The sequence below is a fragment of the Frankia sp. AvcI1 genome, assembly GCF_001420875.1.
Taxonomy (GTDB): domain Bacteria; phylum Actinomycetota; class Actinomycetes; order Frankiales; family Frankiaceae; genus Frankia; species Frankia alni.
Genome location: NZ_LJFZ01000005.1, coordinates 68,961 through 93,145, shown reverse-complemented (window position 1 = coordinate 93,145; position 24,185 = coordinate 68,961). Strand labels below are relative to the sequence as shown.

17 protein-coding genes and 33 pseudogenes are annotated in these 24,185 nt (G+C 71.1%); 1 reads left to right on the top strand and 49 read right to left on the bottom strand.

Annotated features, from left to right (window positions below):
* From UK94_RS42930 to UK94_RS42905, 6 pseudogenes are all read right to left on the bottom strand, one after another.
* Positions 1 to 126: pseudogene (locus UK94_RS42930) on the bottom strand (elongation factor Ts); the annotation flags it as partial.
* A 302-nt stretch (positions 127 to 428) separates the two neighbouring features.
* A pseudogene (rpsB, locus tag UK94_RS42925) lies at positions 429 to 940 on the bottom strand (30S ribosomal protein S2); the annotation flags it as partial.
* Between the two features lies 1 nt (position 941).
* Positions 942 to 1,027: pseudogene (locus tag UK94_RS42920) on the bottom strand (30S ribosomal protein S2); the annotation flags it as partial.
* Between the two features lies 1 nt (position 1,028).
* Positions 1,029 to 1,119: pseudogene (locus UK94_RS42915) on the bottom strand (30S ribosomal protein S2); the annotation flags it as partial.
* Position 1,120: 1 nt separating this feature from the next.
* Positions 1,121 to 1,218 (bottom strand): annotated as a pseudogene (locus tag UK94_RS42910) (30S ribosomal protein S2); the annotation flags it as partial.
* Position 1,219: 1 nt separating this feature from the next.
* A pseudogene (locus UK94_RS42905) lies at positions 1,220 to 1,299 on the bottom strand (30S ribosomal protein S2); the annotation flags it as partial.
* Positions 1,300 to 1,483: 184 nt separating this feature from the next.
* On the opposite strand from UK94_RS42905, the pseudogene UK94_RS75845 reads away from it, so the two are divergent.
* Positions 1,484 to 2,839 (top strand): annotated as a pseudogene (locus UK94_RS75845) (peptidoglycan DD-metalloendopeptidase family protein); the annotation flags it as partial.
* 72 nt (positions 2,840 to 2,911) lie between these two features.
* Here the strand turns inward: UK94_RS75845 and UK94_RS07200 are convergent.
* The 43 genes and pseudogenes from UK94_RS07200 to UK94_RS42725 all read right to left on the bottom strand — a co-directional run.
* On the bottom strand, positions 2,912 to 3,979 hold the full coding sequence (locus UK94_RS07200; RefSeq protein WP_011606854.1) for a tyrosine-type recombinase/integrase: 1,068 nt from the start codon (positions 3,977 to 3,979) through the stop codon (positions 2,912 to 2,914).
* Between the two features lie 278 nt (positions 3,980 to 4,257).
* Positions 4,258 to 4,498 (bottom strand): annotated as a pseudogene (locus UK94_RS42900) (DNA-protecting protein DprA); the annotation flags it as partial.
* Between the two features lies 1 nt (position 4,499).
* Positions 4,500 to 5,045 (bottom strand): annotated as a pseudogene (locus UK94_RS42895) (DNA-processing protein DprA); the annotation flags it as partial.
* A gap of 1 nt (position 5,046) precedes the next feature.
* Positions 5,047 to 5,259: pseudogene (locus UK94_RS75840) on the bottom strand (DNA-protecting protein DprA); the annotation flags it as partial.
* Positions 5,260 to 5,573: 314 nt separating this feature from the next.
* Positions 5,574 to 5,921 (bottom strand): annotated as a pseudogene (locus tag UK94_RS42885) (ATP-binding protein); the annotation flags it as partial.
* A gap of 1 nt (position 5,922) precedes the next feature.
* Positions 5,923 to 7,112 (bottom strand): YifB family Mg chelatase-like AAA ATPase (locus tag UK94_RS07190; RefSeq protein WP_235486866.1); only part of this gene is annotated, 1,190 nt, incomplete at its 3' end.
* Positions 7,112 to 7,468, bottom strand: a complete 357-nt coding sequence (locus UK94_RS07185) for a YraN family protein (RefSeq protein ID WP_041940994.1) — start codon at positions 7,466 to 7,468, stop codon at positions 7,112 to 7,114. The genes UK94_RS07190 and UK94_RS07185, both read right to left, overlap by 1 nt.
* 297 nt (positions 7,469 to 7,765) lie before the next feature.
* Positions 7,766 to 8,062, bottom strand: a complete 297-nt coding sequence (locus UK94_RS07180; protein ID WP_011606858.1) for a DUF2469 domain-containing protein — start codon at positions 8,060 to 8,062, stop codon at positions 7,766 to 7,768.
* Positions 8,059 to 8,333, bottom strand: a pseudogene (locus UK94_RS42880) (ribonuclease HII); the annotation flags it as partial. The gene UK94_RS07180 and the pseudogene UK94_RS42880, both read right to left, overlap by 4 nt.
* Before the next feature lies 1 nt (position 8,334).
* Positions 8,335 to 8,784 (bottom strand): ribonuclease HII (locus UK94_RS42875; RefSeq protein WP_235486865.1); only part of this gene is annotated, 450 nt, incomplete at its 3' end.
* A gap of 275 nt (positions 8,785 to 9,059) precedes the next feature.
* The coding region (gene lepB / locus UK94_RS07170; protein WP_235486863.1) for a signal peptidase I at positions 9,060 to 10,025 on the bottom strand (966 nt) is incomplete at its 3' end.
* A gap of 121 nt (positions 10,026 to 10,146) precedes the next feature.
* Positions 10,147 to 10,471, bottom strand: a 325-nt coding sequence (rplS, locus tag UK94_RS07165) for a 50S ribosomal protein L19 (RefSeq protein WP_235486861.1), incomplete at its 3' end; no start/stop codon positions are given.
* Between the two features lie 263 nt (positions 10,472 to 10,734).
* Positions 10,735 to 11,529 carry a tRNA (guanosine(37)-N1)-methyltransferase TrmD gene (gene trmD / locus UK94_RS07160; protein WP_011606862.1) on the bottom strand — a complete coding sequence of 265 codons (795 nt, stop codon included), beginning with the start codon at positions 11,527 to 11,529 and terminating at the stop codon, positions 10,735 to 10,737.
* 83 nt (positions 11,530 to 11,612) lie between these two features.
* Positions 11,613 to 12,155, bottom strand: coding sequence for a ribosome maturation factor RimM (rimM, locus tag UK94_RS07155; RefSeq protein WP_011606863.1), 543 nt, complete (start codon positions 12,153 to 12,155; stop codon positions 11,613 to 11,615).
* Positions 12,156 to 12,202: 47 nt separating this feature from the next.
* Positions 12,203 to 12,436: an RNA-binding protein gene (locus UK94_RS07150; protein WP_009742328.1), complete on the bottom strand. Its 234-nt coding sequence runs from the start codon at positions 12,434 to 12,436 to the stop codon at positions 12,203 to 12,205.
* Positions 12,437 to 12,806: pseudogene (gene rpsP / locus UK94_RS07145) on the bottom strand (30S ribosomal protein S16); the annotation flags it as partial. It abuts the gene before it with no gap.
* Between the two features lie 23 nt (positions 12,807 to 12,829).
* Positions 12,830 to 12,976: pseudogene (locus tag UK94_RS42860) on the bottom strand (30S ribosomal protein S16); the annotation flags it as partial.
* Positions 12,977 to 13,182: 206 nt separating this feature from the next.
* Positions 13,183 to 13,750 (bottom strand): annotated as a pseudogene (locus UK94_RS42855) (signal recognition particle protein); the annotation flags it as partial.
* Between the two features lies 1 nt (position 13,751).
* Positions 13,752 to 14,223: pseudogene (locus UK94_RS42850) on the bottom strand (signal recognition particle protein); the annotation flags it as partial.
* Between the two features lies 1 nt (position 14,224).
* Positions 14,225 to 14,507: pseudogene (locus UK94_RS42845) on the bottom strand (signal recognition particle protein); the annotation flags it as partial.
* Between the two features lies 1 nt (position 14,508).
* Positions 14,509 to 14,556 (bottom strand): annotated as a pseudogene (locus UK94_RS42840) (hypothetical protein); the annotation flags it as partial.
* Position 14,557: 1 nt separating this feature from the next.
* Positions 14,558 to 14,678, bottom strand: a 121-nt coding sequence (locus UK94_RS42835; RefSeq protein WP_235486990.1) for a signal recognition particle receptor subunit alpha, incomplete at its 3' end; no start/stop codon positions are given.
* 483 nt (positions 14,679 to 15,161) lie between these two features.
* Positions 15,162 to 15,538: pseudogene (locus UK94_RS42830) on the bottom strand (signal recognition particle-docking protein FtsY); the annotation flags it as partial.
* Position 15,539: 1 nt separating this feature from the next.
* Positions 15,540 to 15,615, bottom strand: a pseudogene (locus UK94_RS42825) (hypothetical protein); the annotation flags it as partial.
* Position 15,616: 1 nt separating this feature from the next.
* Positions 15,617 to 16,430, bottom strand: an 814-nt coding sequence (locus UK94_RS42820; protein WP_235486859.1) for a signal recognition particle receptor subunit alpha, incomplete at its 3' end; no start/stop codon positions are given.
* 69 nt (positions 16,431 to 16,499) lie between these two features.
* Positions 16,500 to 17,109: pseudogene (locus UK94_RS42815) on the bottom strand (AAA family ATPase); the annotation flags it as partial.
* Between the two features lies 1 nt (position 17,110).
* Positions 17,111 to 17,440, bottom strand: a pseudogene (locus UK94_RS42810) (hypothetical protein); the annotation flags it as partial.
* Positions 17,441 to 17,449: 9 nt separating this feature from the next.
* Positions 17,450 to 18,666, bottom strand: a pseudogene (locus UK94_RS42805) (chromosome segregation protein SMC); the annotation flags it as partial.
* A gap of 252 nt (positions 18,667 to 18,918) precedes the next feature.
* Positions 18,919 to 19,388: pseudogene (locus tag UK94_RS42795) on the bottom strand (chromosome segregation protein SMC); the annotation flags it as partial.
* Between the two features lie 104 nt (positions 19,389 to 19,492).
* Positions 19,493 to 19,728: pseudogene (locus UK94_RS42790) on the bottom strand (hypothetical protein); the annotation flags it as partial.
* A gap of 1 nt (position 19,729) precedes the next feature.
* Positions 19,730 to 19,842, bottom strand: a pseudogene (locus tag UK94_RS42785) (hypothetical protein); the annotation flags it as partial.
* 1 nt (position 19,843) lies between these two features.
* Positions 19,844 to 19,949, bottom strand: a pseudogene (locus tag UK94_RS42780) (hypothetical protein); the annotation flags it as partial.
* A gap of 1 nt (position 19,950) precedes the next feature.
* Positions 19,951 to 20,005, bottom strand: a 55-nt coding sequence (locus UK94_RS42775) for a hypothetical protein (RefSeq protein ID WP_235486988.1), incomplete at both ends; no start/stop codon positions are given.
* 10 nt (positions 20,006 to 20,015) lie between these two features.
* A pseudogene (locus UK94_RS42770) lies at positions 20,016 to 20,159 on the bottom strand (hypothetical protein); the annotation flags it as partial.
* 1 nt (position 20,160) lies between these two features.
* A partial coding sequence (locus UK94_RS42765) for an AAA family ATPase (protein ID WP_235486986.1) occupies positions 20,161 to 20,336 on the bottom strand: 176 nt, incomplete at its 3' end.
* A gap of 839 nt (positions 20,337 to 21,175) precedes the next feature.
* A pseudogene (locus UK94_RS42760) lies at positions 21,176 to 21,349 on the bottom strand (acylphosphatase); the annotation flags it as partial.
* Between the two features lies 1 nt (position 21,350).
* Positions 21,351 to 21,460: acylphosphatase (locus tag UK94_RS42755; protein WP_235486983.1), on the bottom strand; the 110-nt coding region annotated here is incomplete at its 3' end.
* 419 nt (positions 21,461 to 21,879) lie between these two features.
* Positions 21,880 to 22,253: pseudogene (locus UK94_RS42750) on the bottom strand (DUF2786 domain-containing protein); the annotation flags it as partial.
* 1 nt (position 22,254) lies between these two features.
* Positions 22,255 to 22,644: DUF2786 domain-containing protein (locus UK94_RS42745; protein ID WP_235486857.1), on the bottom strand; the 390-nt coding region annotated here is incomplete at its 3' end.
* A gap of 205 nt (positions 22,645 to 22,849) precedes the next feature.
* Positions 22,850 to 23,213, bottom strand: a pseudogene (locus UK94_RS42740) (zinc finger domain-containing protein); the annotation flags it as partial.
* A 1-nt stretch (position 23,214) separates the two neighbouring features.
* The coding region (locus UK94_RS42735; protein ID WP_313949461.1) for a DNA-formamidopyrimidine glycosylase family protein at positions 23,215 to 23,815 on the bottom strand (601 nt) is incomplete at its 3' end.
* 97 nt (positions 23,816 to 23,912) lie between these two features.
* Positions 23,913 to 24,069: pseudogene (locus UK94_RS42730) on the bottom strand (ribonuclease III); the annotation flags it as partial.
* Between the two features lies 1 nt (position 24,070).
* Positions 24,071 to 24,184: pseudogene (locus tag UK94_RS42725) on the bottom strand (putative dsRNA-binding protein); the annotation flags it as partial.
* Position 24,185: the final 1 nt, after the last annotated feature.

The window sequence follows — 24,185 nt, the reverse complement described above, 5'->3', positions numbered from 1 at the left end:
CCGCAGCCAGGACTTCGCCTTCTCGACGTCGCCGTCGTTGTCGACCAGCGCCTTCTTGACGTCGCTCATCCCAGCCCCGGTGAGCTCCCGGAGCTTGCGAATGTCGGCGGCTGTGATGTCTGCCATGGTGCTCTTCTCGTCGGTGTCCGTCGGAATGCTGTCGTTGTCCTAGAGGCGTGGCGCGGTCCCAGAGGCGTGGCGCGGCGGGAGGGCCACCAGTGGCCGGCTACCGCCGCCGGTACTCCGCCCTCGCGCCCGCCGACCGGGCGCTCCAGGCCCTCAGGTCAGCGGGCTCCCCGCGTCGGCGATCTTGCGCCGCCTGCCCGGACCGCCCCGGGTAGCCGCCACGAGGTGGCCGCAACCGATACCGGCTGCCGGGCGGCGCGCGCCGGGCGCCACGAAGGCCCGGCGCGCGGAGCGACCCGAGGTCAGACCGCCGTACCGACCGCCGCGTCGGTCTGGGCCTCGGCAGCGGCCGGCGCCGGCTCCTCTGCTGGCTGCTCCTCGCTCGCCGCCGGCGCGGTGCCCTCGCCGCGCAGCAGCGCCTGCTCCCACTCGGCCAGCGGCTCCTCGCCTGCGGACTGCTCGGGCTTGGCGTCGGCGGCCTTGGAAGCACCGGCCCGCGCCATGAGGCCGTCCGCGACGGCGTCGGCCACCACGCGGGTCAGCAGCGCCGCGCTGCGGATCGCGTCGTCGTTGCCGGGAATCGGGTAGTCGACCTCGTCGGGGTCGCAGTTCGTGTCAAGGATCGCCACGACCGGGATGCCCAGCTTGCGCGCCTCGCCGACCGCGATGTGCTCCTTCTTCGTATCCACCACCCACACCGCGCTCGGCACCCGGCTCATGTCCCGGATGCCGCCGAGGGTGCGCTCCAGCTTCGCCTTCTCCCGGGTCAGCACGAGCTGCTCCTTCTTCGTGCGGACCTCGGTACCGCCGGTCANCTCGATCTCCTCGAGCTCCTTGAGCCGCTGGAGACGCTTGTAGACGGTGGAGAAGTTGGTCAGCATGCCGCCGAGCCAGCGCTCCTNCACGTAGGGCATGCCCACCCGGGCGGCCTGCTCCTCGATGGCCTCCTGGGCCTGCTTCTTCGTCCCGATGAACAGCACCGTGCCACCGTGCNCCACCGTCTCCTTGACGAAGTCGTAGGCGCGGTCGATGTACGAGAGAGTCTGCTGCAGGTCGATGATGTAGATGCCGTTACGCTCAGTGAAGATGTACNGCTTCATCTTCGGGTTCCAGCGCTTGGTCTGGTGCCCGAAGTGCACGCCGCTCTCGAGCAGCTGCTTCATGGTGACGACGNCCATGGCGCGTCGCTCCTCTCCGTCCGGCCGCGGCCGGACGCCTCGGTTGTGACGGCGCCGCCTGACGACGGCTGCCCCTGACGCCCGGAGTGGTCGTGGCCGTCGCGATGCGACGGACCGAGGAGACCCTTCCGACGGCCTGGTGAGGACCCTCGGAAGCGGGCGTGCGAACTGAACCCGCGATGCGGGCCCTGCCGACCATGATACCCGGACCCGCGCCACGGCCCAGCGGAAAACCCGCCCACCCCGGCCGTCAAGATCATGTGCCGCCGCGGCATGCCCGCCGGCGGCGCCAGCCTTCGCCGATCTTCGGCCCGGCGGGGCGAACGGAGTGCAACGACCGCACAGCAGGCCGATCCGCGGGTCGACGTCTCATCTCGAATCAATGCCGGAGCAAGTTATCCACAGCCATAAATCCCGGACTACCCAACCAGCGCAAAACATCGCACCGTGGAACCGGCCGATCCGCCGCTCTCGCGGACCGGCCAAGCGGCGGCCGGGATCGTCGCCCCGGACGCCACCCGGCCGCCGCGCCTCCCTCGACCCCGGAGGTTGACACCGCCATGCCAAGACTGCCCCGCTTCGATCCGCTCTGGCTCGTCATCCCGGCGATCGCGCTGCTGATCGCCGTCGGCTGGCCCAGCAGAGTCCCGATCAACCCGCGAGCGAGCGGGCCGCCCGCCACCGTCGCCGCACGCGCCGCCGACCCGGACGGCTCACTGCCAGGCAGCGAGCCGGAGACCGGCCTCGGGACCGGTCCGCAGGGCGGGGCGCTCCCGGACGACCCGATCGCCCAGGCGCTGGCGGTGGCACAAGGACCTGTCGCCGTCACACCCCGAGCGCCCGTCCAGGAGGTGGGGACCACCAACCCGCCCCCGCGTCCGATCATGTCGCCTGGCGCGCCCTCCGCCCGAACGGTCCCTTCCGCACCGGCGCCCAGCGCCTCCCTGCCCGGACGCGACGCCGCCTCCGCACCGGGGCCCGACGAACCCTTCTCCGTCCACCGACCCCCCGAGCCGGGCTCGACCCGGCCCGGGGACGCTCGGCGACCGGCCCTGTCCCCGCCGGTCGCCAGTCCGCCGGGCGGTGGCGCGCTGGCGCCTCGCCGCGCATCACCGCCCGGCGCTTCGGACCGGCTCGCCGCCACGACGGCGCCCGCGGCCGCAGCGGGCATTCCGCTTCTGCGGTGGCCGCTGCCGGGTCCGGTGGCGGTGAGCCGAGCCTTCCAACGTCCTGCGACGCCCTTCGGCCCCGGCCATCGTGGCGTCGATCTGCGGGCCTCGCCGGCCAGTGCCGTGCTGGCGGCCGCCGCCGGAACGGTGAGCTTTGCGGGTCCCGTAGCGGGACGGGGAGTGGTGACCGTCGACCATGGAACGGTCCGGACGACCTACGAACCCCTGCGGCCTACCGTCCGCGTTGGCGCCGTCGTCCAGGCGGGTGATCTGCTCGGCTGGATCACCGACGGCCACCCCGGTTGCCCCACGACGACGTGCCTGCACTGGGGGCTGCTACACGGCGTGGAATACCTCGACCCGTTGNGTTCGTTCCGGCGGGTTCCGCCCCGGCTTCTACCCCTTCGCCCTGGATGACCGACGACAGTCCGCTGCGAGTCACGCGCGCGGGTGCGCCTGCTCGAAGGCCGCGCGAAGTCGCTCCGGGGTCACATGCGTGTAGATCTGTGTGGTGGCGAGACTGGCGTGGCCGAGAAATTCCTGGACAGAGCGCAGATCTGCACCTCCCTCAAGCATGTGCGTCGCCGCCGAGTGGCGCAGTCCGTGCGGCGTCAGCCCCGGGGGAACGATCCCCAGCTCCACACAACGCGCCAGGACCCGCCGCACCGTGCGTGGATCGAGCCGGCCCCCGAGCTGTCCCAGCAGCAGAGCCGACCCACTTTGGGGTGCGGCGAGGAGCGGACGGCCCGAGGTCCGCCACGCCCGCAGCGCACCGGCAGCGGGCACTCCGAACGGAACACTGCGCTCCCGGCCGCCCTTGCCCAGTACCCGCAGCAGCCGCCGCTCGTCGTCGATGTCCCCGAGGTCCAGGCCGCACAGCTCGGACACCCGTACCCCGCTGCCATAGAGCAGTTCGAGCACCAGCGCGTCACGCAGGCCGAGGGCCTCTCGCACGGCTGCATCGTCATCGCGGCCTGGTCGTGTACCCGTAAGGTGCCGTACCTGCGCAGCGGCCTGGTCGCCCGGCGCCTGGCCAGGCCCGGACACGGCGTCCAGGAGCTGACGCGCAGCGACGGCGGTCAGGACCTGTGGCACCTGCCGGACCGCGCGCGCGCCGACCAGCCTGGCGGCCACGTCGGTTGTCAGGAACCCGCGGCGGGCCGCGTAGGCCGAGAACACCCGGGCGAGCGAGGCCCGCCGTGCACGTGTCGCCGGAGCGGCACCGGCCGCGCGCATACTGGCCAACCAACTGCGCAGCACCGTCAGATCCAGGTCGGCGAGCTCCGGGCGTCCCTCCCGCTCCGCGTGCGCCCGCAGACTCGCCAGATCGGCGACGTAGGCACGGACCGTCTCCGGCGACCGGTCAAGCTCCGCGACCAGATGGCGCCGGAAGCCGGCGATCGCCGCGGCCCAGCCCGCTTCGGCGCCCTCGACCGCCGCCGGCCCCGAAACAGCGCGCGCGCTCGCCGTCCGGGCTCCGTCGGGGGCCGAAACCGCCGGAACCACCCGGCCGCGCACAGGACCACGCCCNTGGTGCGATGCCATGCGATGACCGTCNCCGGACCTGGTCGCCGCGTCAAGACCCGCTGACAGCGGACGTTGTGTCGCGTGGCGTCGCGTGCATGCGACGGATTCGGCTCGGCGGCATCGGCGGCATCGGCGGCAGCGTCGGCAGCGCGTCGGCTCCGCGGCACCGGCGCGACCGCGTCGGCTCAACCGCACCGGCCAACGATCATCGAAGAGAGACCCCGCCGGATCGGACAGCATCCGGACGGGGTCTTCGCTCAGCTTCGGCGAGATCGGGACCGGGCGTTGGACGGCGCCCGGCCCAGCGAGGTCAGTCGGTACCCAGTAGGGACGCTCTCGACCAGCCCCTCCACGGTCAGCGGCCCCAGCATGGCCAGCACCTCCTCCGGGCGCAGCCCAGTCCGCTGGGACAACACCGACACGCCGACCGCCGCGCGGGAAGGCATGGCGTCGAGCAGGCCACGCACCATCGCTGACAGTTCGTCGCGAGGCCCGGCGNCTGTCGGTGGGCGCTCAGCGAACCTGCCTACGGCCGCGATCTCCTCGCTGATGTCCTCGGCCCCGGTGACCAGCACGGTCTGCTCCCGGAAGTCACGGAGCAGCCGGTGGCACCCGGCGCTCATCGCGCTGGTGACGGGGCCGGGTACGGCCATCACCTGGCGGCCGAGGCGACGGGCGTGGGCGACGGTGTTGAGGGCCCCGCTACGCAGGCCCGCCTCGACCAGTACGGTCCCTCGGCACAACGCGGCGATCACCCGATTCCGGGTCAGGAAACGCCGGCGGAAGGGCGGGGTCCCAGGCGCGACCTCGCTGACGACGGCTCCCGTACGACCGATCTCGGCCAGCAACTCCACATGGGCGGCCGGATAGGGTACGTCGACGCCGCCGGCGAGGACGGCGACGGTCGGTCCGGCCGCGGCCAGCGCGCCGCGGTGTGCTGCCGCGTCGATCCCGAACGCCGCCCCCGACACGATCGCCCAGCCCTGCTCCGCCATCGCGAAAGCTATCTCGCCGGCGAGATGCAGTCCGTAGCTCGTCGCGGCCCNGCAACCCACCAGGGCGACCGCCCTTGATGCGAGTTCACGCAGGTCTCCGGGGCCGCGCACCCACAGGCACAGGGGCGCGCCGATCGCGGAGCCGTCGCCCTCGTCGCGCAGGCGATCCAGCGCGTCGAGCTCGATCGGCCATTCAGGATCCTGCGGGCATACCAGCCGGGCACCGACCCGGGACGCGGCGTCCAGGTCGCGGAGGGGATCCACGCCGGGATGCGCCGACCGCACCTCGGCCCACACCCGGGCGGCACCTCGCCGCCCCACCTCGACGGCCACGCGCTGATGTTCGGGTCCGAACACCCGGGTCAGAGCGATCCGGCCGAGGCGATCCGCGTCCGTCTCCACCGTGCCAGCGGGCACCGCCGGCAGCGGGGTGACGCCATCGGTCGGCTCCCCGCCNTCCTGCTCGGGCGACGGAGCTCCGAAATCGGCCCCACGCGCCGGCGACCGCAGCGGGGCCGCCCCGGGTGCGGGCCGGCCGGTCCCGGGCTCGGGCAGCTCGGAGGGCATGCCGGACGCGCTCATGCCGCCCATCCGGGCAACCTCAGGTCCAGCGCGGCACCGAACTGTTCCGGTCCGGGCGATGGTCGCCCGGCGAGGTCGGCGAAGGTCCAGGCCAGGCGGTGGACACGGTCAAGGCCACGGGCGGTGAGCAGGCCTGCGTCGAAAGCCCGCTCGGCCACCGCGGTGACCTTCGTGGGTAGCGGCCAGAGCCGACGCAACGCCGGACCGGGCACCTCCGCGTTGACCCGCCATGGGGTGCCCGCCAGCCGGGCGCCGGCACGTTCCCTGGCTCCCGCCACCCGGGTGGCGACCTGCGTCGAGGTCGCCGAGCGGCCCACATCTGCCCTGAGCTCGGCCCGGCTCGGNGCGCTCAGGGCGACCTGGATGTCGATCCGGTCCAGCAACGGGCCGGAGAGTCGGGCGAGGTAGCGCCGACGCACCAGGCTCGGGCACTCACAACCCGTCCCTCGCGGCCCCCGGGCCTTCGCGCAGGGGCACGGATTTGCGGCGAGGACGAGCTGGAACCGCGCCGGAAAGCGGGCTGTCGCCCGAGCTCTGGCCACCTCGATCGTGCCACTCTCCAGCGGCTGGCGCAGCGCGTCGAGACTCTGCCGATTGAACTCGGGGGCTTCGTCGAGGAAAAGAATTCCGCGATGGGCCTGGCTGGCCAGCCCCGGGCGGATGACCGCCGAGCCCGACCCGATCAACGCCGCCGGGGTCGCGCTGTGATGCGGGCTGCGGTAAGGCGGGCGGGTGACGAGAGGAGCGTTGGACGGTAGCAGGCCGGCCACCGAGTGCACGGCCGTCACCTCCAGCGAGGCGTCGGTGTCCAGCATGGGCAGCAGGCCGGGCAGCCGATCGGCCAACATCGTCTTCCCGCTGCCGGGCGGCCCCTGCATGAACAGGTGATGCCCGCCCGCCGCAGCGACCTCGACGGCAAGCCGACCCCGGGTCTGGCCGGCCACGTCCGCCAGGTCCAGGCCCGGCACTTCGGCCGGGGTGGGCGCGGTGGGCGGCGGCGCCGTCACCTCCGGCGCCGCAGCTTCCCCACGCAGGACCGACAGCACGCCGGCCAGATCGATGGCCGGTTCGACACGGGCGCCGGGCACCAGCGCCGCCTCGGCCGCATTGGCCGCCGGGACCACCACGCGCTCGACACCCGCAGCTGCCGCCTTGAGCACCGCCGGCAGCACTCCCCTCACCGCGCGCACACGACCGTCCAACGCCAGCTCGCCGATGAACACCCGACGCAGCAGGGATTCGGGCGGAACCACCGCGGCAGCGCTGAGCACCGCAACCGCCATCGCCAGGTCGAAGCCGCTGCCCGCCTTCGGCAGGGTGGCGGGAAACAGGCCGAGGGTGATCCGCCTGTCCGGCCACTTGTGGCCGGAGTTGACCACCGCGGCGCGGATCCGGTCGCGCGACTCGTGCAGGGCAGTGTCGGGCAGGCCGATAAGAGTCAGCCGCGGCAGGCCGTCGGCCAGATCCGCCTCAACCTCGACCAGATGTCCCTCGACCCCGAGGACCGCGACCGCCCGGGCTCGGGCGAGCGCCATCAGAACGCACCCCGAAGATGCTCGACGCGCACCGGGCCGACCGGCGGCCGCGACACCAACACCACGTCGAAACGCACGGAAGAGGGCGCGTGCGGGTGCTCCGCGAGCCAGCGGGCGGCCAACCGGCGGATCCGAGCCGCCTTCCGACCGACCACCGCTTCCGCGGCGGACCCAAAGCGCGTCCCGGATCGGGTCTTGACCTCGCAGAACACCAGATCTGCGCCGTCCCGGAGCACGAGATCGAGCTCGCCTTCCCGGCAGCGCCAGTTACGGTCGAGGATCGCCGCGCCCCCTGCCGCCAGATGCCGGGACGCGACCTCCTCTCCGAACCGACCCAGTGCGTCCTTCGCGCGCATCGCCACGCTCCCGTCCGCCGGGGGACGTGCGCCCGCCGNCCTGCTTCAGCGTCGGCGCTGCGGGCGGAAACAACCAGGGGTCTTGATCAAGATGTGGATGACGGACTTTGTCCACAGGTAGCGCGCAAACAGACGGGTCCGGTCGGGCACAGGCCAGGGGACCCCGGCGGAGGNGGGCGGCCGATGAACGAAGCGCCNCGGCCGGAGNGCCGCCTACGTGGTCACCAGGGCGAGGGCGGAGTCGAGGCAGAGCCGGCTGGNAGCATCACAGAGGGCCTGCGACCCACGAGCGGAGCGTCAGAGCTCGGCCTTGGTCAGCTCCTCCACATTGATGTCCTTGAAAGTGACGACCCGGACATTCTTCACGAAGCGCGCAGGCCGGAACATGTCCCACACCCAGGCATCCCGGAGGGTCAACTCGAAGAAGACCTCACCGTCCGTACTGTTCCTGACCTCGATCTGATAGTCGTTGGCGAGGTAGAACCGGCGTTCGGTCTCGATGACGTACGAGAACAGCCCCACCACGTCGCGATACTCGCGGTAGAGCTGAAGCTCCATCTCGGTCTCGTACTTCTCGAGATCTTCCGCGCTCATGCGGTCTCCGTGACGCCGTGCAGGCTGGTCGCAAGCACTCTGTCCTCCAGCCGCAATGATCGGGCTTCCCTCGTCGGCACCGCATGCGCGGCCACGTTGACGTACGACTTCCGATGCTCGTCACACGGTCCGTACCGCGCCAGCGCCGCCGCGTGGGCCGCGGTGACGTATCCCTTGTGCTGCGCGAAATCGTACTCGGCATAGCGCGTGTGCAACGCACGCATGATCCGGTCCCTCGTCACCTTCGCCACGATCGAGGCCGCCGCGATGCNGGCGGCAACCCGATCCCCCTTCACGACCGCCAACGACTCCGTACCGAAGCCGGCGACCGCGAACCCGTCCGTGAGCACGTAGCCCGGCCGATGTCCCAACCGCGCGACAGCACGTCGCATGCCGGTGATGTTGGCCACGTGTACTCCGGTCCGGTCGATCTCCGCTGCCGGGATCACCACCGCGGACCAGTCCGCGGCCGCTCGCAGGACCTCGTCGAAGAGTCCTTCTCGGACCTGCTCGGTCAGCAGCTTGGAGTCGGCCAGCCGGGGGGACAGCCGGCGCCTGCCATCAGGACCGAGCACCACAGCGGCCACAACCAGAGGACCGGCGCAGGCACCACGACCGGCCTCGTCGACGCCGGCGACCGGGCCGAGCCCACAACGCACCAACGCCCGTTCGTAACCGAACAGGCCGGCGTCGCGCCGGATCACGACCCCACGCGGCCTCATGGGGATCCGGGCCGCGGCGGGACCGGACTCCCTGCCATGGCGGGCGGCCGGTGGCGGCGCCGGGCCCGCCAGGCCGGCGGGGCCAGCGCGACGATCGCCACCAGGGACGTGTCGTCTGTCGCCGGCAGGCCCGGCCTGGGCTGGGCCGCCCCCGCACCGGATGCCGCCGACGCCCCGGGTGCGGTGGGCGCCGGCGTCGCGCGAGGAGCAACCGACGCGTCGGGGATCCCGCTGAAGGTGCCCGGTACGCCGAGAAACCCGAGCCGACTCAGCGNCCAGACCCGGACGAAGGCACGCCCCACCACCTTGTCCTTGGGGATCGGTCCGTTCTGGCGGGCATCGGACGACGCCCCCCGATGATCTCCCATCACCCAGAGATAGCCAGCAGGTACCTTCACCGGGCCGAAACGCTGGTAGTCGTTCTGATACACGTATGGCTCGTCCAGCGGGTGGCCGTTCACCGTCACGCGGCCCTCCGCATCACAGCACGCAACCGTGTCGCCGCCGACCCCAATGACCCTCTTGATGAAATCGGTTTCGCTTGGGGCCCCGAGGCCGAGCAGGTTCTGTGCACCGCGGACGAACTTGCTGACGACATTGGTGGGCTTGGGAACGATCGACTCCTGATGGTCGAAACCCGTTCCCTTGCCGTTGAAGACGACGATCTCGCCCCGATGCACGTCACGAAAGTGATAGACGACCTTGTTGACCAGCACACGGTCGTCGACCAGCAGGGTGCGTTCCATCGACTCCGACGGGATCCAGAAGGCCTGGACCAGCAGGGCCTTGATGAGCAGCGCCAGCAGAAACGCGACCAGAACGAGCACGGGCAGCTCGCGCAGGAAGGAGCCCCGGCCCCGGACACCCGATCCGGGTCGACCGACTCGGCGACCAGTCCCCGGTTCGTCCGCGCCTGGGGCCGGCTCTCCGCCCGTGCCGTCGAGCGCGGCCGGGCCGCCGACGTCCTCACGGGCCTCTGCGGGGTCAACAGTCCGGTCGGACCGTTCGTCGGCGGATTCACTCCGCAGAGGTGAAACCCGCGGTGACCCCTCGGAGGCGGGGCCGACCCGTCGTGGATCATCGACGGGCCGGCTGCCACCTGCGTCTCCCGGCGGACGATGCCCACCCGGACTGGATGCGTTCACTCCGCCACCTCGCTGGATCGACCGTCTGACCTCATCGGACCGGTCGACGTGCCACCAGCCGCCCCATGCGACGTCGTTGCGGACCGTGCCGCCCATCTTCGTCCAAGAAGGGGGTCAACACGCGCACGGAGTACCGGCAAGTCGCCGACAATCGGCCCGGGCGGGGCACTGAGTGACTGAGGACGTCAGCGCGAGATCGGGTCCCGCTTCTCCTTGNTCTTGGCGGCCTTACCGCGGAGCTGACGCAGGTAGTACAGCTTCGCCCGACGAACGTCACCGCGGGTCACGATCTCGATCTTGGACACGATCGGGCTGTGCAGCGGGAAGGTGCGCTCGACGCCGACGCCGAAGCTCACCTTCCGGACGGTGAAGGTCTCCCTCACTCCGCCACCCTGGCGACGGATGACAGCACCCTGGAAGACCTGGATGCGCTGACGGTTTCCTTCGACGACCCGCACGTGGACCTTGAGGGTGTCGCCCGGCCAGAACTCGGGCACGTCGGTCCTCAGCGACTCGGCGTCGAGGCTGTCCAGGGTGTGCATGGCAGTCGCTTCCTGAAGAGGTTGAGAGTGGATCGTCCGCGCCCTCGGCCCACGACCGCGGCGAACAACCCATGGCCGAGCCCGACCCGGACCCGTGCGTCGACAGGTTCCACCACGGAGACGTCCCGCAGGGATCATTCGACCTGAGGCCACCCGAGCCGGTCACGAACCGGCGGACACTGCATTGTACTGTGCCACACGCGCGGGCGACTCCGACCACGCACCCCAGGGCGGCCACCCGCCCCGGCCGTCGGCCGAGCCTGTCAGGCCCGAGAATCACGATGCCACGGCGGTCTGCGCTGACCGCCAGGCGTGGCGGCCTGTTGGACTTCGGCCGCGACGGCGTCGAGAACGGCACGGTCTGCGTCGGACAACTCGGCCTGCGCCACCAGATCAGGCCGCCGCGCCACGGTACGGCGAAGCGCTTGCGCCCGCCGCCACCGGGCCACCGCCGCGTGGTCCCCGGATCGCAGGACCGCCGGTACCTCGACGCCCCGCCAGACCTGCGGACGCGTGTACGCCGGGGCCTCAAGCAGACCGTCGGAAAACGAGTCGTCGGCCGCCGACGCGCTGTTGCCAAGCACCCCCGGCAGGAGACGGGCTACCGCCTCGAGGATGACCAATGTGGCGACCTCGCCGCCGGCCAGCACGTAATCACCGATCGAGATCTCGTCATCCGCCCAGGTTTCGATCACCCTGGCGTCGATACCCTCGTAACGACCACAGCAGAAGACCAGCCACGGCTCCTGCGCGAGCTCCTCGGCGTGACGCTGCGAGAACGGCCGGCCCGCCGGGGTCGGCACCACGACACGCGGGCGGCGCGCCGGGTCCGATGCCGCGATCTCCGACAGCGCCGCGTCCCACGGCTCGGGGCGCATCACCATTCCCGGGCCACCGCCGTAGGGGGCGTCATCGACCGTCCTGTGCACGTCACTGGTCCACGCGCGCAGGTCGTGGGTACGGACCTCGAGGGTGCCACGTTCCTGGGCCCGGCCCACCAGGGACAGGCGCAACGGCTCCAGGTAGGCAGGAAAGATCGTCACGACGTCGGCGCGCATCGGCAGCTCCCGGAGCGTCGGGGTCGGCCCCGAACCGGGGGCGCCCGCAGTGGCGGGTCGTCGCCGGCCGGTCCGGAGCGGAATCAGTCGAGATCGAGCAGACCGGGCGGTGGGTCGACGACGATCCGACCCGCCGCCGGATCCACGGTCGGGACGATTTCCCGCACAAACGGAACGAGATGCTCGCCCCCGCCCGGACGCCCGACAGCGAGCAGGTCGCCCGCCGGCGCATGGATGACATCCGTCACCCGCCCCAGCGTGGCACCGGCAGTCGTGACCGCTTCCAGGCCGACGAGGTCACGGTCCCACCAGATGTCGCCGCCTTCACCCTCGGCGTCCTCGTCGTCGTCCACCGGTGGTCCGGCCTCGGCGGAGTCGATGGTCAGCAGAACGTCGCGGAGAGCCTCCGCGGCGCCACGATCCTCGACTCCCTGGAAGCGGAGAAGCAGACGGCCCGAATGCCAGCGGGCCTCGGCGACCGTGAGGGGGGCACCGCCGCCCTCACGCCCGAGCACCGCACCCAGCGCGAACCGGCGCTGCGGCAGATCCGTCCGCACCTCGATCGTGACGTCGCCCCGAACACCATGCGGTCGGCCGATCCGGCCGACGACGATCGGCTCAGTCACGGAGGTGAACGCCGGGTGGACCGGTGACGTCGCCAGACCGACGCGTGTCAGCGGTCCACATCGACGACGTCGATCCGCAGTCCACGGCCGCCAACGCCGCCCATCACCGTGCGCAGAGCACGGGCTGTGCGGCCCCGCCGACCGATGACCTTCCCGAGGTCGTCGGGATGCACCCGCACTTCCAGGGTTCGGCCGCGCCGACCGTTGTTGAGATCCACGCGAACATCATCTGGATGATCGACGATGCCCCGCACGAGATGCTCGAGGGCCGCTTCCAGCACCTACTGCCCCGCGGCGGTCGGCGCGTCCGCGGCCGGCGCGTCCGCGCCATCCGCCGACGCGGCCTTCTTGGCCTTCTTCGGAGTGGTCGCCGGACGGTCCTCGGCGCCCGCGGCGGCCCGTGCCGCCGCCTGGAAGATCTCCCGCTTGTCCGCCTTCGGCTCGGCGACCTTCATCGGCGGCGGGGCCGGCAGGTTCTTGAACTTCTGCCAGTCACCGGTGACCTTGAGGATCGCGAGAACCGGCTCGGTGGGCTGAGCCCCGACCGACAGCCAGTGCTGGGCCCGCTCGGCGTCGACCTTGATGATGCTCGGGTCGGACTTCGGGTGGTACTGCCCGATGGCCTCGATGACCCGGCCGTCCCGCTTGGTGNGGGCGTCGGCCACGACGATGCNGTAATGCGGCTCGCGCATCTTGCCGAGACGCTGCAATTTAATCTTGGTTGCCACGGTGGTCGAACGGCTCCAGACGTGTCGGTGACCGCCGAACCCCGGAGGTACGGGAGGTCCGACGGTGGGAAGCACCAGCGCCGGAACAACCACTCGAATCACTCTCGTACAGCACGAGATCGGAGGGCAGCCACACCGACGCTGGCAGGCAGGGCCTGCACTAGAGCTTACAGTCTGCCAGACCGCAGCCGTCAGCCGCGCACCCGGGAGAGCACGGACTCTCCAGGCGGGGCCACGCCTGTCAGCGACCGCCGCGCGAACCTCCGGGCGGCATTCCGCCAAGGCCGTCCTGCTGACGNATGAGGGCCGCCAGATCCGGCATGCCCTCCGGGAAGCCAGGCGCCTTACCGAGGCGCTCCTGGGCCGCGGACTTCTGCGCCTTGGCCTGCGCCGCCCGCGCCGCCGGGTTTCCCTTGCGGTTCGCGCCCTTCCCCTTCTTGGCGGCCTTGCGGGCGGAGGCGGCCTTCGCCCGGGCCATCCCGCCGGGCAGCCCCATCCCACCCGCCATCTGGCGCATCACCTTGCGGGCCTCGGCGAAGCGGTCGAGCAACTGGTTGACCTCGGTAACCGTGACGCCGGACCCGCGGGCCACGCGCGCCTTACGAGAGGCCTGAAGGATCTTGGGGTCACGCCGCTCCCCCGGCGTCATCGACCGGATGATGGCGACCACCCGGTCCACGTCGCGGTCATCGACCTGGGCGAGCTGCTCCTTCATCTGCCCCATGCCGGGCAGCATGCCGAGCAGGTTGCCGATCGGACCCATCTTGCGGACCGTGAGCATCTGGTCGAGGAAATCCTCGAGGGTGAACTCCGAGGCCGCCATCTTCGCGGCCATCGCCTCGGCCTGCTCGGCCTCGAACGCCTTCTNCGCCTGCTCGATCAGGGTGAGGACGTCGCCCATCCCGAGGATCCGCGACGCCATCCGCTCCGGATGGAAGACGTCGAAGTCGTCGAGGGCCTCGCCGGTGGAGGCGAACATGATCGGACGCCCGGTCACCTGGGCGACCGACAGCGCCGCGCCGCCGCGGGCGTCACCGTCGAGTTTGGTCAGAACCACGCCGCTGAACCCGACGCCGTCGGCAAAGGCGTTGGCCGTCGCGACGGCGTCCTGACCGATCATGGCGTCGAGGACGAAGAGAATCTCGTCCGGCGAGACGGCATCACGGATGTCCGCGGCCTGACGCATCAACTCCTCGTCGACGCCCAGCCGGCCGGCCGTGTCGACGACGACGACGTCGAAGACCTGGCGGCGGGCGTGGGCGAGGGCGTCACGAGCCACGCGGACCGGATCTCCGACGCCGTTACCGGGTTCGGGGGCGAAGACTTCGACACCGGCGCGTNCCCCGACCACCTGGAGCTGGTTGACCGCATTGGGGCGCTGCAGGTCGGCAGCGACCAGCAGCGGGGTGTGCCCCTGTGCCTTCAGCCACCGCCCCAGCTTGCCCGCGAGGGTGGTCTTGCCCGTGCCCTGCAGGCCGGCGAGGAGGATCACCGTGGGCGGCGTCTTGGCGAACCGCAGAGTCGTCGTGCCGCCGCCGAGGATGGCGACGAGCTCCTCGTTGACAATCTTGATGACCTGCTGGGCCGGATTCAGCGAGGCGCCGACCTCGGCCCCCCGCGCCCGNCTCTTGATCGCCGCGACGAAGCTGCGCACCACCGGTAGCGCGACATCCNCCTCCAGCAGCGCCACCCGGATCTCCCGTGCCGTGGCGTCGATGTCCGCATCGGTCAGGCGCCCCCGACCACGCAGCGACGTGAAGACCTTGTCGAGGCGGCTGGAAAGGGTGTCGAACACGCGCACACACTCCGAGATCGCAGGCGGACCGCAGGCACCAGCGTACGCACCCGACGACGAGGACAACACACCCCGCGTCCGAACACCCCCGGCCACCCGGCTACGGTCAGNCGGCACTGGACGGCCCCTCGCCCTACGGCAGGCCCTGGTCCCGCTGGGCGACCAGGCACGCCGACGCACCGCGCGACGCTGCCGGGCCACCCCGCAACCATGCGCGGCCCGGCGAGGCATACCCGCACGGACGCCGACCAGGTCTCCTACCGGCCGGATCCGCCCTCTGCNCTGAGGACGGCGAGACGCCTCGCCGGACGCTCACCCCCCAGCCGGAAACTCGCCGAGGACGATGGTCGCGGCTTACCGAGGAGCCTCCCGGCTCCGCTCAGCGCTGAAGCCTAGATCACATTCAGAGCGACGGGAAGACCTTGACGTGTGACACTCCGTGGTCTTCTTGCGGCGCACGACGAGATGGGCNCGCCCGGTCCGTCAGACCGGCTCGCCGAGCAGGGCGTCAACGAAGGCCTCGGGCTCGAAGGGAGCAAGGTCGTCCGGCCCCTCACCCAGGCCGATCAGCTTGACCGGCACGCCGAGCTCGCGCTGCACAGCGATGACGATCCCGCCCTTAGCCGTGCCGTCGAGCTTCGTCAGCACGACGCCGGACAACTCCACCGCCTCGGTGAACACCCGGGCCTGGACCAACGCGTTCTGCCCGGTGGTGGCATCCAACACCAGCAGGACCTCGTCAACAGGGCCGTGCTTGCCGACCACTCGCTTGATCTTCGCCAACTCGTCCATCAGTCCGGTCTTGGTGTGCAGACGGCCGGCGGTGTCGATCAGCACCGTGTCGGCGGCTGAATCGATGCNCCGCTTCACCGCATCGAAGGCGACCGAGGCCGGGTCGCCGCCCTCGGCCCCGCGGACGGTCACGGCGCCGACCCGCNCCCCCCAGGTCTGCAGCTGGTCCGCGGCCGCCGCTCGGAAGGTGTCGGCTGCGCCGAGTACCACCGTTCGCCCCTCGGCCACCAGCAGCCGCGCGACCTTGCCGCAGGTCGTGGTCTTTCCGGTGCCGTTGACCCCGACGACGAGAACGACGGCCGGACGATCCGGCACCGACGTCCGCAGCGAACGATCGGTCGCGGTGCCCACCTGGGCGAGCAGCTCATCGCGCAACATCGCCCGCGCCTGGGCCGGAGTACTCGCGCCGAGCACTTTCGTGCGTTCCCGCAGCGCCGCCACCAGCTCACCGGTGGCCACCACGCCGACGTCGGCGAGGAGCAGAGTCGCCTCCACGTCCTCCCACGTCTCCTCGTCGAGATTGTCACCCGAGAGCAGGGAGAGCAGGCCGCGGCCGAGTGCGTTCTGCGAACGGGACAGGCGCAGACGCAGGCGCACCAACCGGCCGGCCGCCGGGGCCGGCATCTCCGCCGGGGGACGCTGCTGCGGCGGAACCGAGGGCGCGAGGTTCTCCGCCGGGCCCGCGGTCGCGACATCCCCGATCACCGGCGGACCGGACGCGTCCGCTCGGGGCGGCGCGGTCTCGGGCGCGGCGGGCAGGCCAACGTCATCGATCGTCCGGGTCGGCGCATCGCGAGGCACCTCGGCGTCGTCACCGACACCGGGAGACAGGTCGGTGTCGGACCGACCGCCCCTTCCGACAGCCCGGCGGGGGCGCCGCCGCACGGCACTGCCCACCACGAGTCCCATGGTGGCCAGTGCGACGACGGCGATGACGACGATCAGGATGAGGAGCTCCACCCCCCGATCCTGACAGATGGCCGGGGCGGTCCGGGGTGCTCACCCACCCCGGCACCCACCCGGGCCGGGTCAGACAGCCGCGCGATCCCGCAACCGCTGACTGATCACAGTCGTGACTCCGTCACCGCGCATCGCCACGCCGTACAGGGCGTCGGCGATCTCCATGGTCCGCTTCTGGTGAGTGATGATGATCAATTGGGACTTCTGCCGCAGTCCCTCGATGGCGTTCAACAACCGGCCGAGGTTGCGATCGTCCAGCGCCGCCTCGACCTCGTCGAGGACGTAGAACGGTGACGGACGAGCCCGGAAGATCGCCAGCAGCAGCGCGAGTGCGGTCAGCGATCGCTCCCCACCCGACAGCAGTGACAGTCGCTTGACCTTCTTGCCCGGCGGGCGGGCCTCGACCTCGATTCCGGTGGTCAGCATGTCGTCGGGATCCGTGAGCACCAGCCGCCCCTCCCCGCCGGGGAAGAGGGTGGCGAAGACCACCTCGAACTCCCGGGCGGTGTCGGCGAAGGCCGCGGCGAACACCTCACGAACCCGGACGTCGACCTCCTCGACCACGAGCAGCAGGTCCCGTCGGGTGCTCTTGATGTCGTCGAGCTGCGCCGACAGGAACGCCGCCCGCTCCTGCAGAGCAGCGAACTCCTCCAGGGCGAGTGGGTTGATCCGGCCGAGGNGGGTCAACTGCTTCTCCGCGGCGGCCGCCCTCGCGGTCTGCTCGGCCCGATCAAACGGCGCCGGCGTACCGTCCGGATCGTCGGGCGGAACCGGCACCTGCGGCCCGAACTCGGCCACCAGGTCCTCGGCTCCGATCCCGAACTCCTCCATCGCCCTGGTCTCGAGCGTCTCCGCCCGCAGACGCTTCTCCGCGCGGGCCAGTTCGTCGCGGTGGGCCGCATCACGCAGCGCCGCGACCTCGGCAGCGAGCGCCCGCGCCTGCTCGCGCACGGCGGCCAGGTTCGTCTCGGTCGCCCGGCGCAGGGCTTCGGCCTCCGCACGCTCGGTCGNGGCTCGGNCCAACGAACGGTCCAACCGATCCAGGGTCACCTGGGTGGCGTCCCCAAGCGCCGCCGCGACCGCGGCCTGCCGCTCGCGCACCTCGCGCCGACGGGCGGCGGCAACCCGGGCCGCGCGTTCGCTCGCCGCGGCCCGGATCAGCCCGTCCGCTCGGCCCTGCAGGCCGCGCGCCCGTTCCTCGCTGGTCCGCACGGCAAGCCGAGCCTCGACCTCGGCGGCCCGCACGGCCGAGGTAGCGGAGACCAGCCGGTCCCGCTCGGCCGGCGTCGGCTCGTCGATCTCCGGCTGCGCCGAGGTCGCGGCGAGGGCGGTCTCCAGCTCGGACAGAGCACCATAGGCCCGGTCCCTGGCCGTCTCCGCGCGGCCGCGGGCGGCCTCGAGCCGCGCCACCTCCGAGCCCGCACCGCCCCACGCCCGCTCAAGCTGTGCGACCTGCTCGGACAGCGCCCGATACCGGGCGTCGGCCCCGTGCAGGGCGGCCAGCGCCGCGTCGATGGCCGAACGGGTCCGCGCCACTTCGGTCCTGGCGGGCTCGAAGGACTCGTGCGCCGTCTCGGCCCGTCGAGCTGCTTCCACTACTCCGGCCTCCGCCTCGTCGGCCGCTGCACGCAGCTCGATCGCCGACGGCGGATGTGCGCTGCCCCCGATCGACGCTGCGGGACCGAGGACGTCGCCGGACCTTGTGACAGTCCGCAGGTCGGGCCGAGACCGGACGGCGAGCTCGGCGGCGGCCAGATCGTCGACGACGACGGTGCCTTCGAGCAACGACACCAGCGCGAAACGGAAGCGGTCGTCGATGAACTCCACCAGCTCCAGAACGGGCACGCAGCCTTCGGGGAGCGGGCCCGCCATGCCAGCGACCGGCTCGTCCAGCTCGCCGCGACCCCGGCCGGGACGCGGCCAACCGCCGGCATCATGGGCGTCGCCTGCGGCCTCGCTCCCGTCGCTCATGGTCCCGGGAATCACCACCGCAGCTCGGCCGGCATCGGCCTGCCGCAGCCAGGCGAACGCGGTCAGTACCTCGGTCGGCGTGGCGACCAGCAGCGCGTCGGCGGCCGGCCCCAGCGCCGCGGCCACCGCCACCTCGGCTCCCGACCGCACGGTCACAACGTCGGACAGCCGACCGAGGGGCACAAAAGAGGGGTCCAGGGGCGGGAGTTCGGATCGTCGCCCGTCGGCGGGGCCGGAGTCCTTCGCCGCACCTGATCGATGCCGANGGCCACCAGGTCCGCTTCTCTTCCCGCCAGAGGACCTCGCGGGCGACGCTTCGCCTGCGGAGGTCCCGTCATGAGCCCCCTCGCCGCCGCCCCGCGGGACGCCCGTGTCGGCGGTCGGCTCGCTGTCGGAGGCCCGCACCCGCGCGACGGCCTCGAGCAGAGCCGCCACGCCGTCGGCTGGCGCGAGCGAAAGCTGCAGTGCATCACGGCGCGCCGTCCAGGATGCCCGGTCCCNCTCGGCCGCACGCTCNTCGGCCCGCAGCATCTCCAGGCGATCGGTCGCGCTGGCGTGCACCGCCACGGCGGCGTCGTGCCTTTCGGCGAGTTCCTCTCGAGCGCCCTCCATCTGGGCGAGCTCCGTCTGCAGCGCGGTCGTGGACTGTGCGGCCTCCGCATCGCGCTCCCGCGCGGCCGTCAGGGCCTCCGTCGTCCGCGCGATCTCCTCCTCCGCGCCGGTCGCCCTCGACCGCGCGGCCTCGACCTGACCGGCGAGCCGAGCGAGCTCCTCACGCCGGGAGGACGCGGCGCGAGCGGCGGCGATCAGCTCGCGTTCCTCGTCTGCCAGCGCTGCCTCGAGATCCGCCCGTCTGACGACCACCTCCTCGAGCAGCTCGCGATCGCGTTCCAACCGCTCGGTGAGCGCGATCTCCTGCTCCCGGACCGCGATCGCCTCCTGCTCGAGCTCATCTGGATCACGGCGACCTCGTAGTTCATCGGATCCNATCCGCAGCAGCCGGGCTCGCTCGGTCGCCAGCGAGCGGGTTCCCAGCAACCGCTCCCGCAGGGAGGCCATCGCATACCAGGTCTCCTGCGCCGCGGCCGCGNGGGGGACGACGGCGGCAAGCTCCGACTGGAGCTGCGCCTCACGCTGCGCTGCGGCATGTTGCGCCGATTCCGAGTCGGTGAGCCGTCGCCGCAGCGCCTCCTCGTCCACGACGTCCGAGGCGATCGCGGTCCGGGCAGAGTTCAGCTCGTCCGCGAGCAGCCGAAGCCGGGCGTCTCTGAGCGATGCCTGGATGACTCCGGCCTTCCGCGCGATCTCCGCCTGCCGGCCGAGGGGGNCGAGCTGCCGACGTAGCTCCGCGGAGAGGTCGGTGAGTCGGGTGAGGTTCGCCGCCATCGCCTCAAGCTTGCGCAGCGCCTTCTCCTTGCGCTTGCGGTGCTTGAGAACCCCGNCGGCCTCCTCGATGAACGCACGGCGATCTTCGGGGCGTGCGTGCAGCACGGCGTCAAGCTGGCCCTGGCCCACGATCACGTGCAACTCGCGGCCGATCCCCGAGTCNCTCATGAGCTCCTGGATGTCGAGGAGCCGGCATCCCGTACCGTTGATCGTGTATTNGCTCTCCCNGCTGCGAAACATGAGACGACCGACGGTTACCTCGGTGTACTCAATCGGCAACGCGCCGTCGGAGTTGTCGATCGTGAGCAGCACCTCCGCCCGACCAAGCGCCGGGCGCGCGGGTGTGCCCGCAAAGATGACGTCCGACATGGTNCCGCCCCGCAACGCCTTGGCGCCCTGCTCCCCGAGCACCCAGGCGATGGCATCGACCACATTGCTCTTACCCGACCCATTCGGGCCCACCACACAGGTAATTCCGGGCTCGAGATGCAAGGAGGTCGAGCTCGCAAAGGACTTGAAGCCCCGCAGGGTCAGGCTCTTGAGATGCACCGGTCTCCGGAGCGGTGAGGAGGGCTCGCCGGACTGGTGACGGATGGCCGGGATCAGCCGACGTGGGAGTGCCCATCCTATCGAGCAACACAAAGCGACCGTACGGATACACTCCGCGCTTGCGTCCCGAACAGGGCCCGCAGAGCCGGAGAAGTAACCTATTACGCCAGGATTCCCGCAAGACCGACACTGCGGTCCCAGCCCCCGAACGGGGACGGAACATCGCAGCACTTCGGGGCCACGCCAGGAGTCCTCCCCCAAGCGACGACCCCGACGCCACGACGACCGCCCCCGACCAAGCAACGCCTCAATTACAGTATGTAGCCATTCGCGCACATACCGAGGCCAAAAAATCGCTCAGAGCCGGGCGTAGTCAGTACGAAGGGGCGCTCCGGTCAGGAAACGCCCCCGATAGCCGACCTTGCGGTTCAGCTGTACGCCGGCTCGGCGTCGAGTGCCCGGACATCCTCCGGTACGTCGACACCACCGACCAGTGCCTCGTTAACCTCGCGTACTCGGGTCAGTTCAGCCTCAAGCTCCGCAACTCGAGCACGGAGCCGGCGTACCTCGTAGGAGAGACNCAGGTCGCTGCCGGAACCGACGTGGCCGAAAAGGGCCTTCGCCATAGTGATGGTCCTCCACGATGAGTGACCTAGTGGGTGTCGGACAACACAAGATCCGAACAGATCAGAGTGCGCCCCAAACAATGGCCCTAGAGTCCCACGCCGAGTGACCGAAAGTCAAGAGCATGTCACATGCCCCCCGACTGATCCGGTGAACACGCAAAAACTTGACCGTCATCCTGACGACAGTTGGGCCAGCACAGTGTCCACAAGCAGTCACTTCCGGCGAAAGTCAGCCAGATCGCCCTGTGCCCTCTGCCACACCACCTCGACCCGATCCGTCCAGCCTGGAGTGTGCCCCGTCACGAGCAGACGGGCAAGATTCTGGCACGCTGGCGCCCCGCCCTCCGCAATCACCACGACAGCACCATCGGGCATATTGGTAGCCGTNCCCACCAAGCCGAGCCGGCGGCCGCGGGTGCGCACGTAGTCACGAAAACCGACGCCTTGAACACGGCCGACGACACGAGCCGTGAAGCGGACCACGGTCGGGCCAGGCATCGTCTGCTTGATGGGTACCTCGCTCATCAGCACGGTAGGGTACAGCCCATCGTGGACACCTCATCTCTCTCAGACATGGCAGGCCGATCGAGCGAGGCGCGACGGCCGGTGGAACCTCAACGGAAGCGGCCGCTGGGGCCGCACTCCCGCCGCAGGTCCACCGCCGTGGCACTCGTCTGCGGAGCCCTCGGGTCGGCGCTGCTGATCAGCGGTTGCGGACAGAACTTCTCCCAGGACGGTGGAGCGCTACCCGTCCCGCACGCAAGCACCGACGGCGATCGTCATGTGACGCCGGAACCGGTTGACGGCGCAAACAAGATCATTGGACCTGGCTACGCTCCGCCACGGACCTCCGGCCCCACGCAGACCGCGGTTCCCAATCTTCCGGGCGGCAAGCTCTAGCCAGGAAGATCTGTCATCTATCCACGCGAGCCGATCGCTGGCGAGACTCGACCGGACACCCGGTTGCCGAGCCCGAGATCGGCTCGCTCGCCGGCCAGGTAGCCCTCCCGACCGCCGCTGCCGGAAAGCTGACGCGCTCGCGGTGTACGCAGGCGCGGGTAGACGGCGGCGAGATGCGCGTCCACCCGCTGACTCCGGTCCGCGAGGACCACCGCGACCGAGGGGTGGCTCTCCAGGCCGTCGCGTTCGTCTGCCCGCTGCTGAGCCTGGGCCCGCTCACGCGCCGTCCGCTCCGTACGGGCCAACCGCTGCGCGACGGCCAGGGCGAACCCGGCCATCCACGACCGGCGGAACGCTCTCGGGTCCTCATGCCGCGGCGGACGCGTGACGGNCAGTCCGTGTGCTTGCTGCACAAGCACCGACGTGAACAACACCTGCACCCGGCGAATGTCCGCATCCATGCCGAAAAGGTGCGCGGAATGCTCCGTCCCGCGGTCACGGCGAACCGTGCGGTGCACGAGCCGGCACCCCAGCGGGGCCGCGATGCTCGCCAACAGCGAGACCTTGTCTCGGGCGTAGGGCGAGTCGAGGGCAACCACAAGGTCTGCGGCGGCGACCCGGCTCGGCGCGGCCTCCTCGATGAGCGCGCGGTCGATCCCGTACTGCGCGATGAGCTCGGCCGCCTTGACGTTGTACGACTCCCTGGCGGCCTCGGTGAGACCTTCGGCCTCCGCCATGGCCAGGAGTTTCCGCACCCGGCCGAGCAGCGCATCCGGATTCATGGCATCTCCGTCCCTCTCGCCTCGGGCGGCCACAGCACGACCCGACGCCGTCGGTGGAGCCTCACCGAGCCGGGAACATCCCGACTCGGCCCCGGATGAGGCGGCAGTGTGGTCCAGCGCGAGAGCGGGCTCTCACCGGCCTCGCNCTGCCACGTTCGCGGTCACCTCTCAAGGAGGCGTNCATCTTCGAACGTCTGATCGAATCCTACCATCTGGGTCGGCGGGGTGGGCGCTGGCAGGTGGGGCAGGTGAAGCTGGATCTGTTCATGAATGCGTCGCGGCGGATCGTGTCCCCACACCGGCCGCAGGGCTGCCCTGCGCGACCATAGACCGCCAGTGACCGCTCAAACAGTCCACTGACCCCGTCGGTCGAGACATACAGCCTGTCGAAGGACGTCCCACCCGCGTCGAGGGCCGCAATCATGACCGTGCGGACACAATCCAGCAGCCGGCGGACCTCGGGACGGGTCAACGTCTCGGTCGGATGGGCGTAGTGCATCCTGGCCGCCCACAGCGCCTCGTCCGCATAGATGTTGCCCACACCGCTGACCAGCGTCTGATCGAGCAGCNCCCGCTTGACGCCGGTACGGCGGTCACGCAGTCGCCGGACGACGAGGTCCTCGTCGAAGGCGGGATCAAGCGGGTCCCGGGCGATGTGGGCGACCGGCTCGGGCAGCTCCCCGCCGCCGACGGCGACCGCCAAGCCGCCGAAGGTGCGCTGGTCGACGAACCGCAGTTCCCGGCCTCCGTCGACGAAGGTGAAGCGAATGCGCAGGTGTCTCTGGTCCGGAGTCGTCGGCGGCACCACGAGTAGTTGACCACTCATACCGAGATGCGCGATCAGGGCATCGTCGGGTGCGGCAGACGGGGGCGACTCCAGCACGGGCAGACCCGCCGGCGCACCCTCTGTCCCCGGTTCGATCGCCAGCGCCGGCGCCGCGGCCGCAACCGCGGCCGCGAGGTCCGTCCTCAGCGCTAGCCAGAGGTACTTGCCGCGACGTCTCGCGGCCGTCACCCGCTGCCCGACGAGCAGAGCGGCGAAGTCGCCGGCGCCGGCCGGATGACGGCGCACGGCACGCGGATGACACACCGCAACCGAGGCGATCACCCGGCCAACGACACCGCGCTGCAGCCCGCGGCGCACGACCTCCACCTCTGGTAGCTCAGGCATGATCTCCGACCGTCGGGGATGATGTCAGGGGCGGAACCGATCCGGGCCATCCGTACGAAACGGGACGTCAGTGCATGACAGTCGCCGATCACCAGCGTCAGGGGCCCGAGACGTGCCCCCGGCTCGATGGACCTGCCACGGAAGCATCGCCGAGCACTGCGGGACCGGTCGGGCGGCTGTCTCCATCCTGCTGTGCCGCCGCGGCCGCTCGGCTCTCCAGCACTGCGAAGGCCGCTGCCGCGGCTCGCTGCTCCNCTTCCTTCTTGCTGCCGCCCTCTCCCTCTCCCAACGGCTCGCCGGCGATGCGCGCGTGCGCGGTGAACCTCTTGGCGTGATCGGGACCGGCCTCCTCGACTACATATTCGGGCGN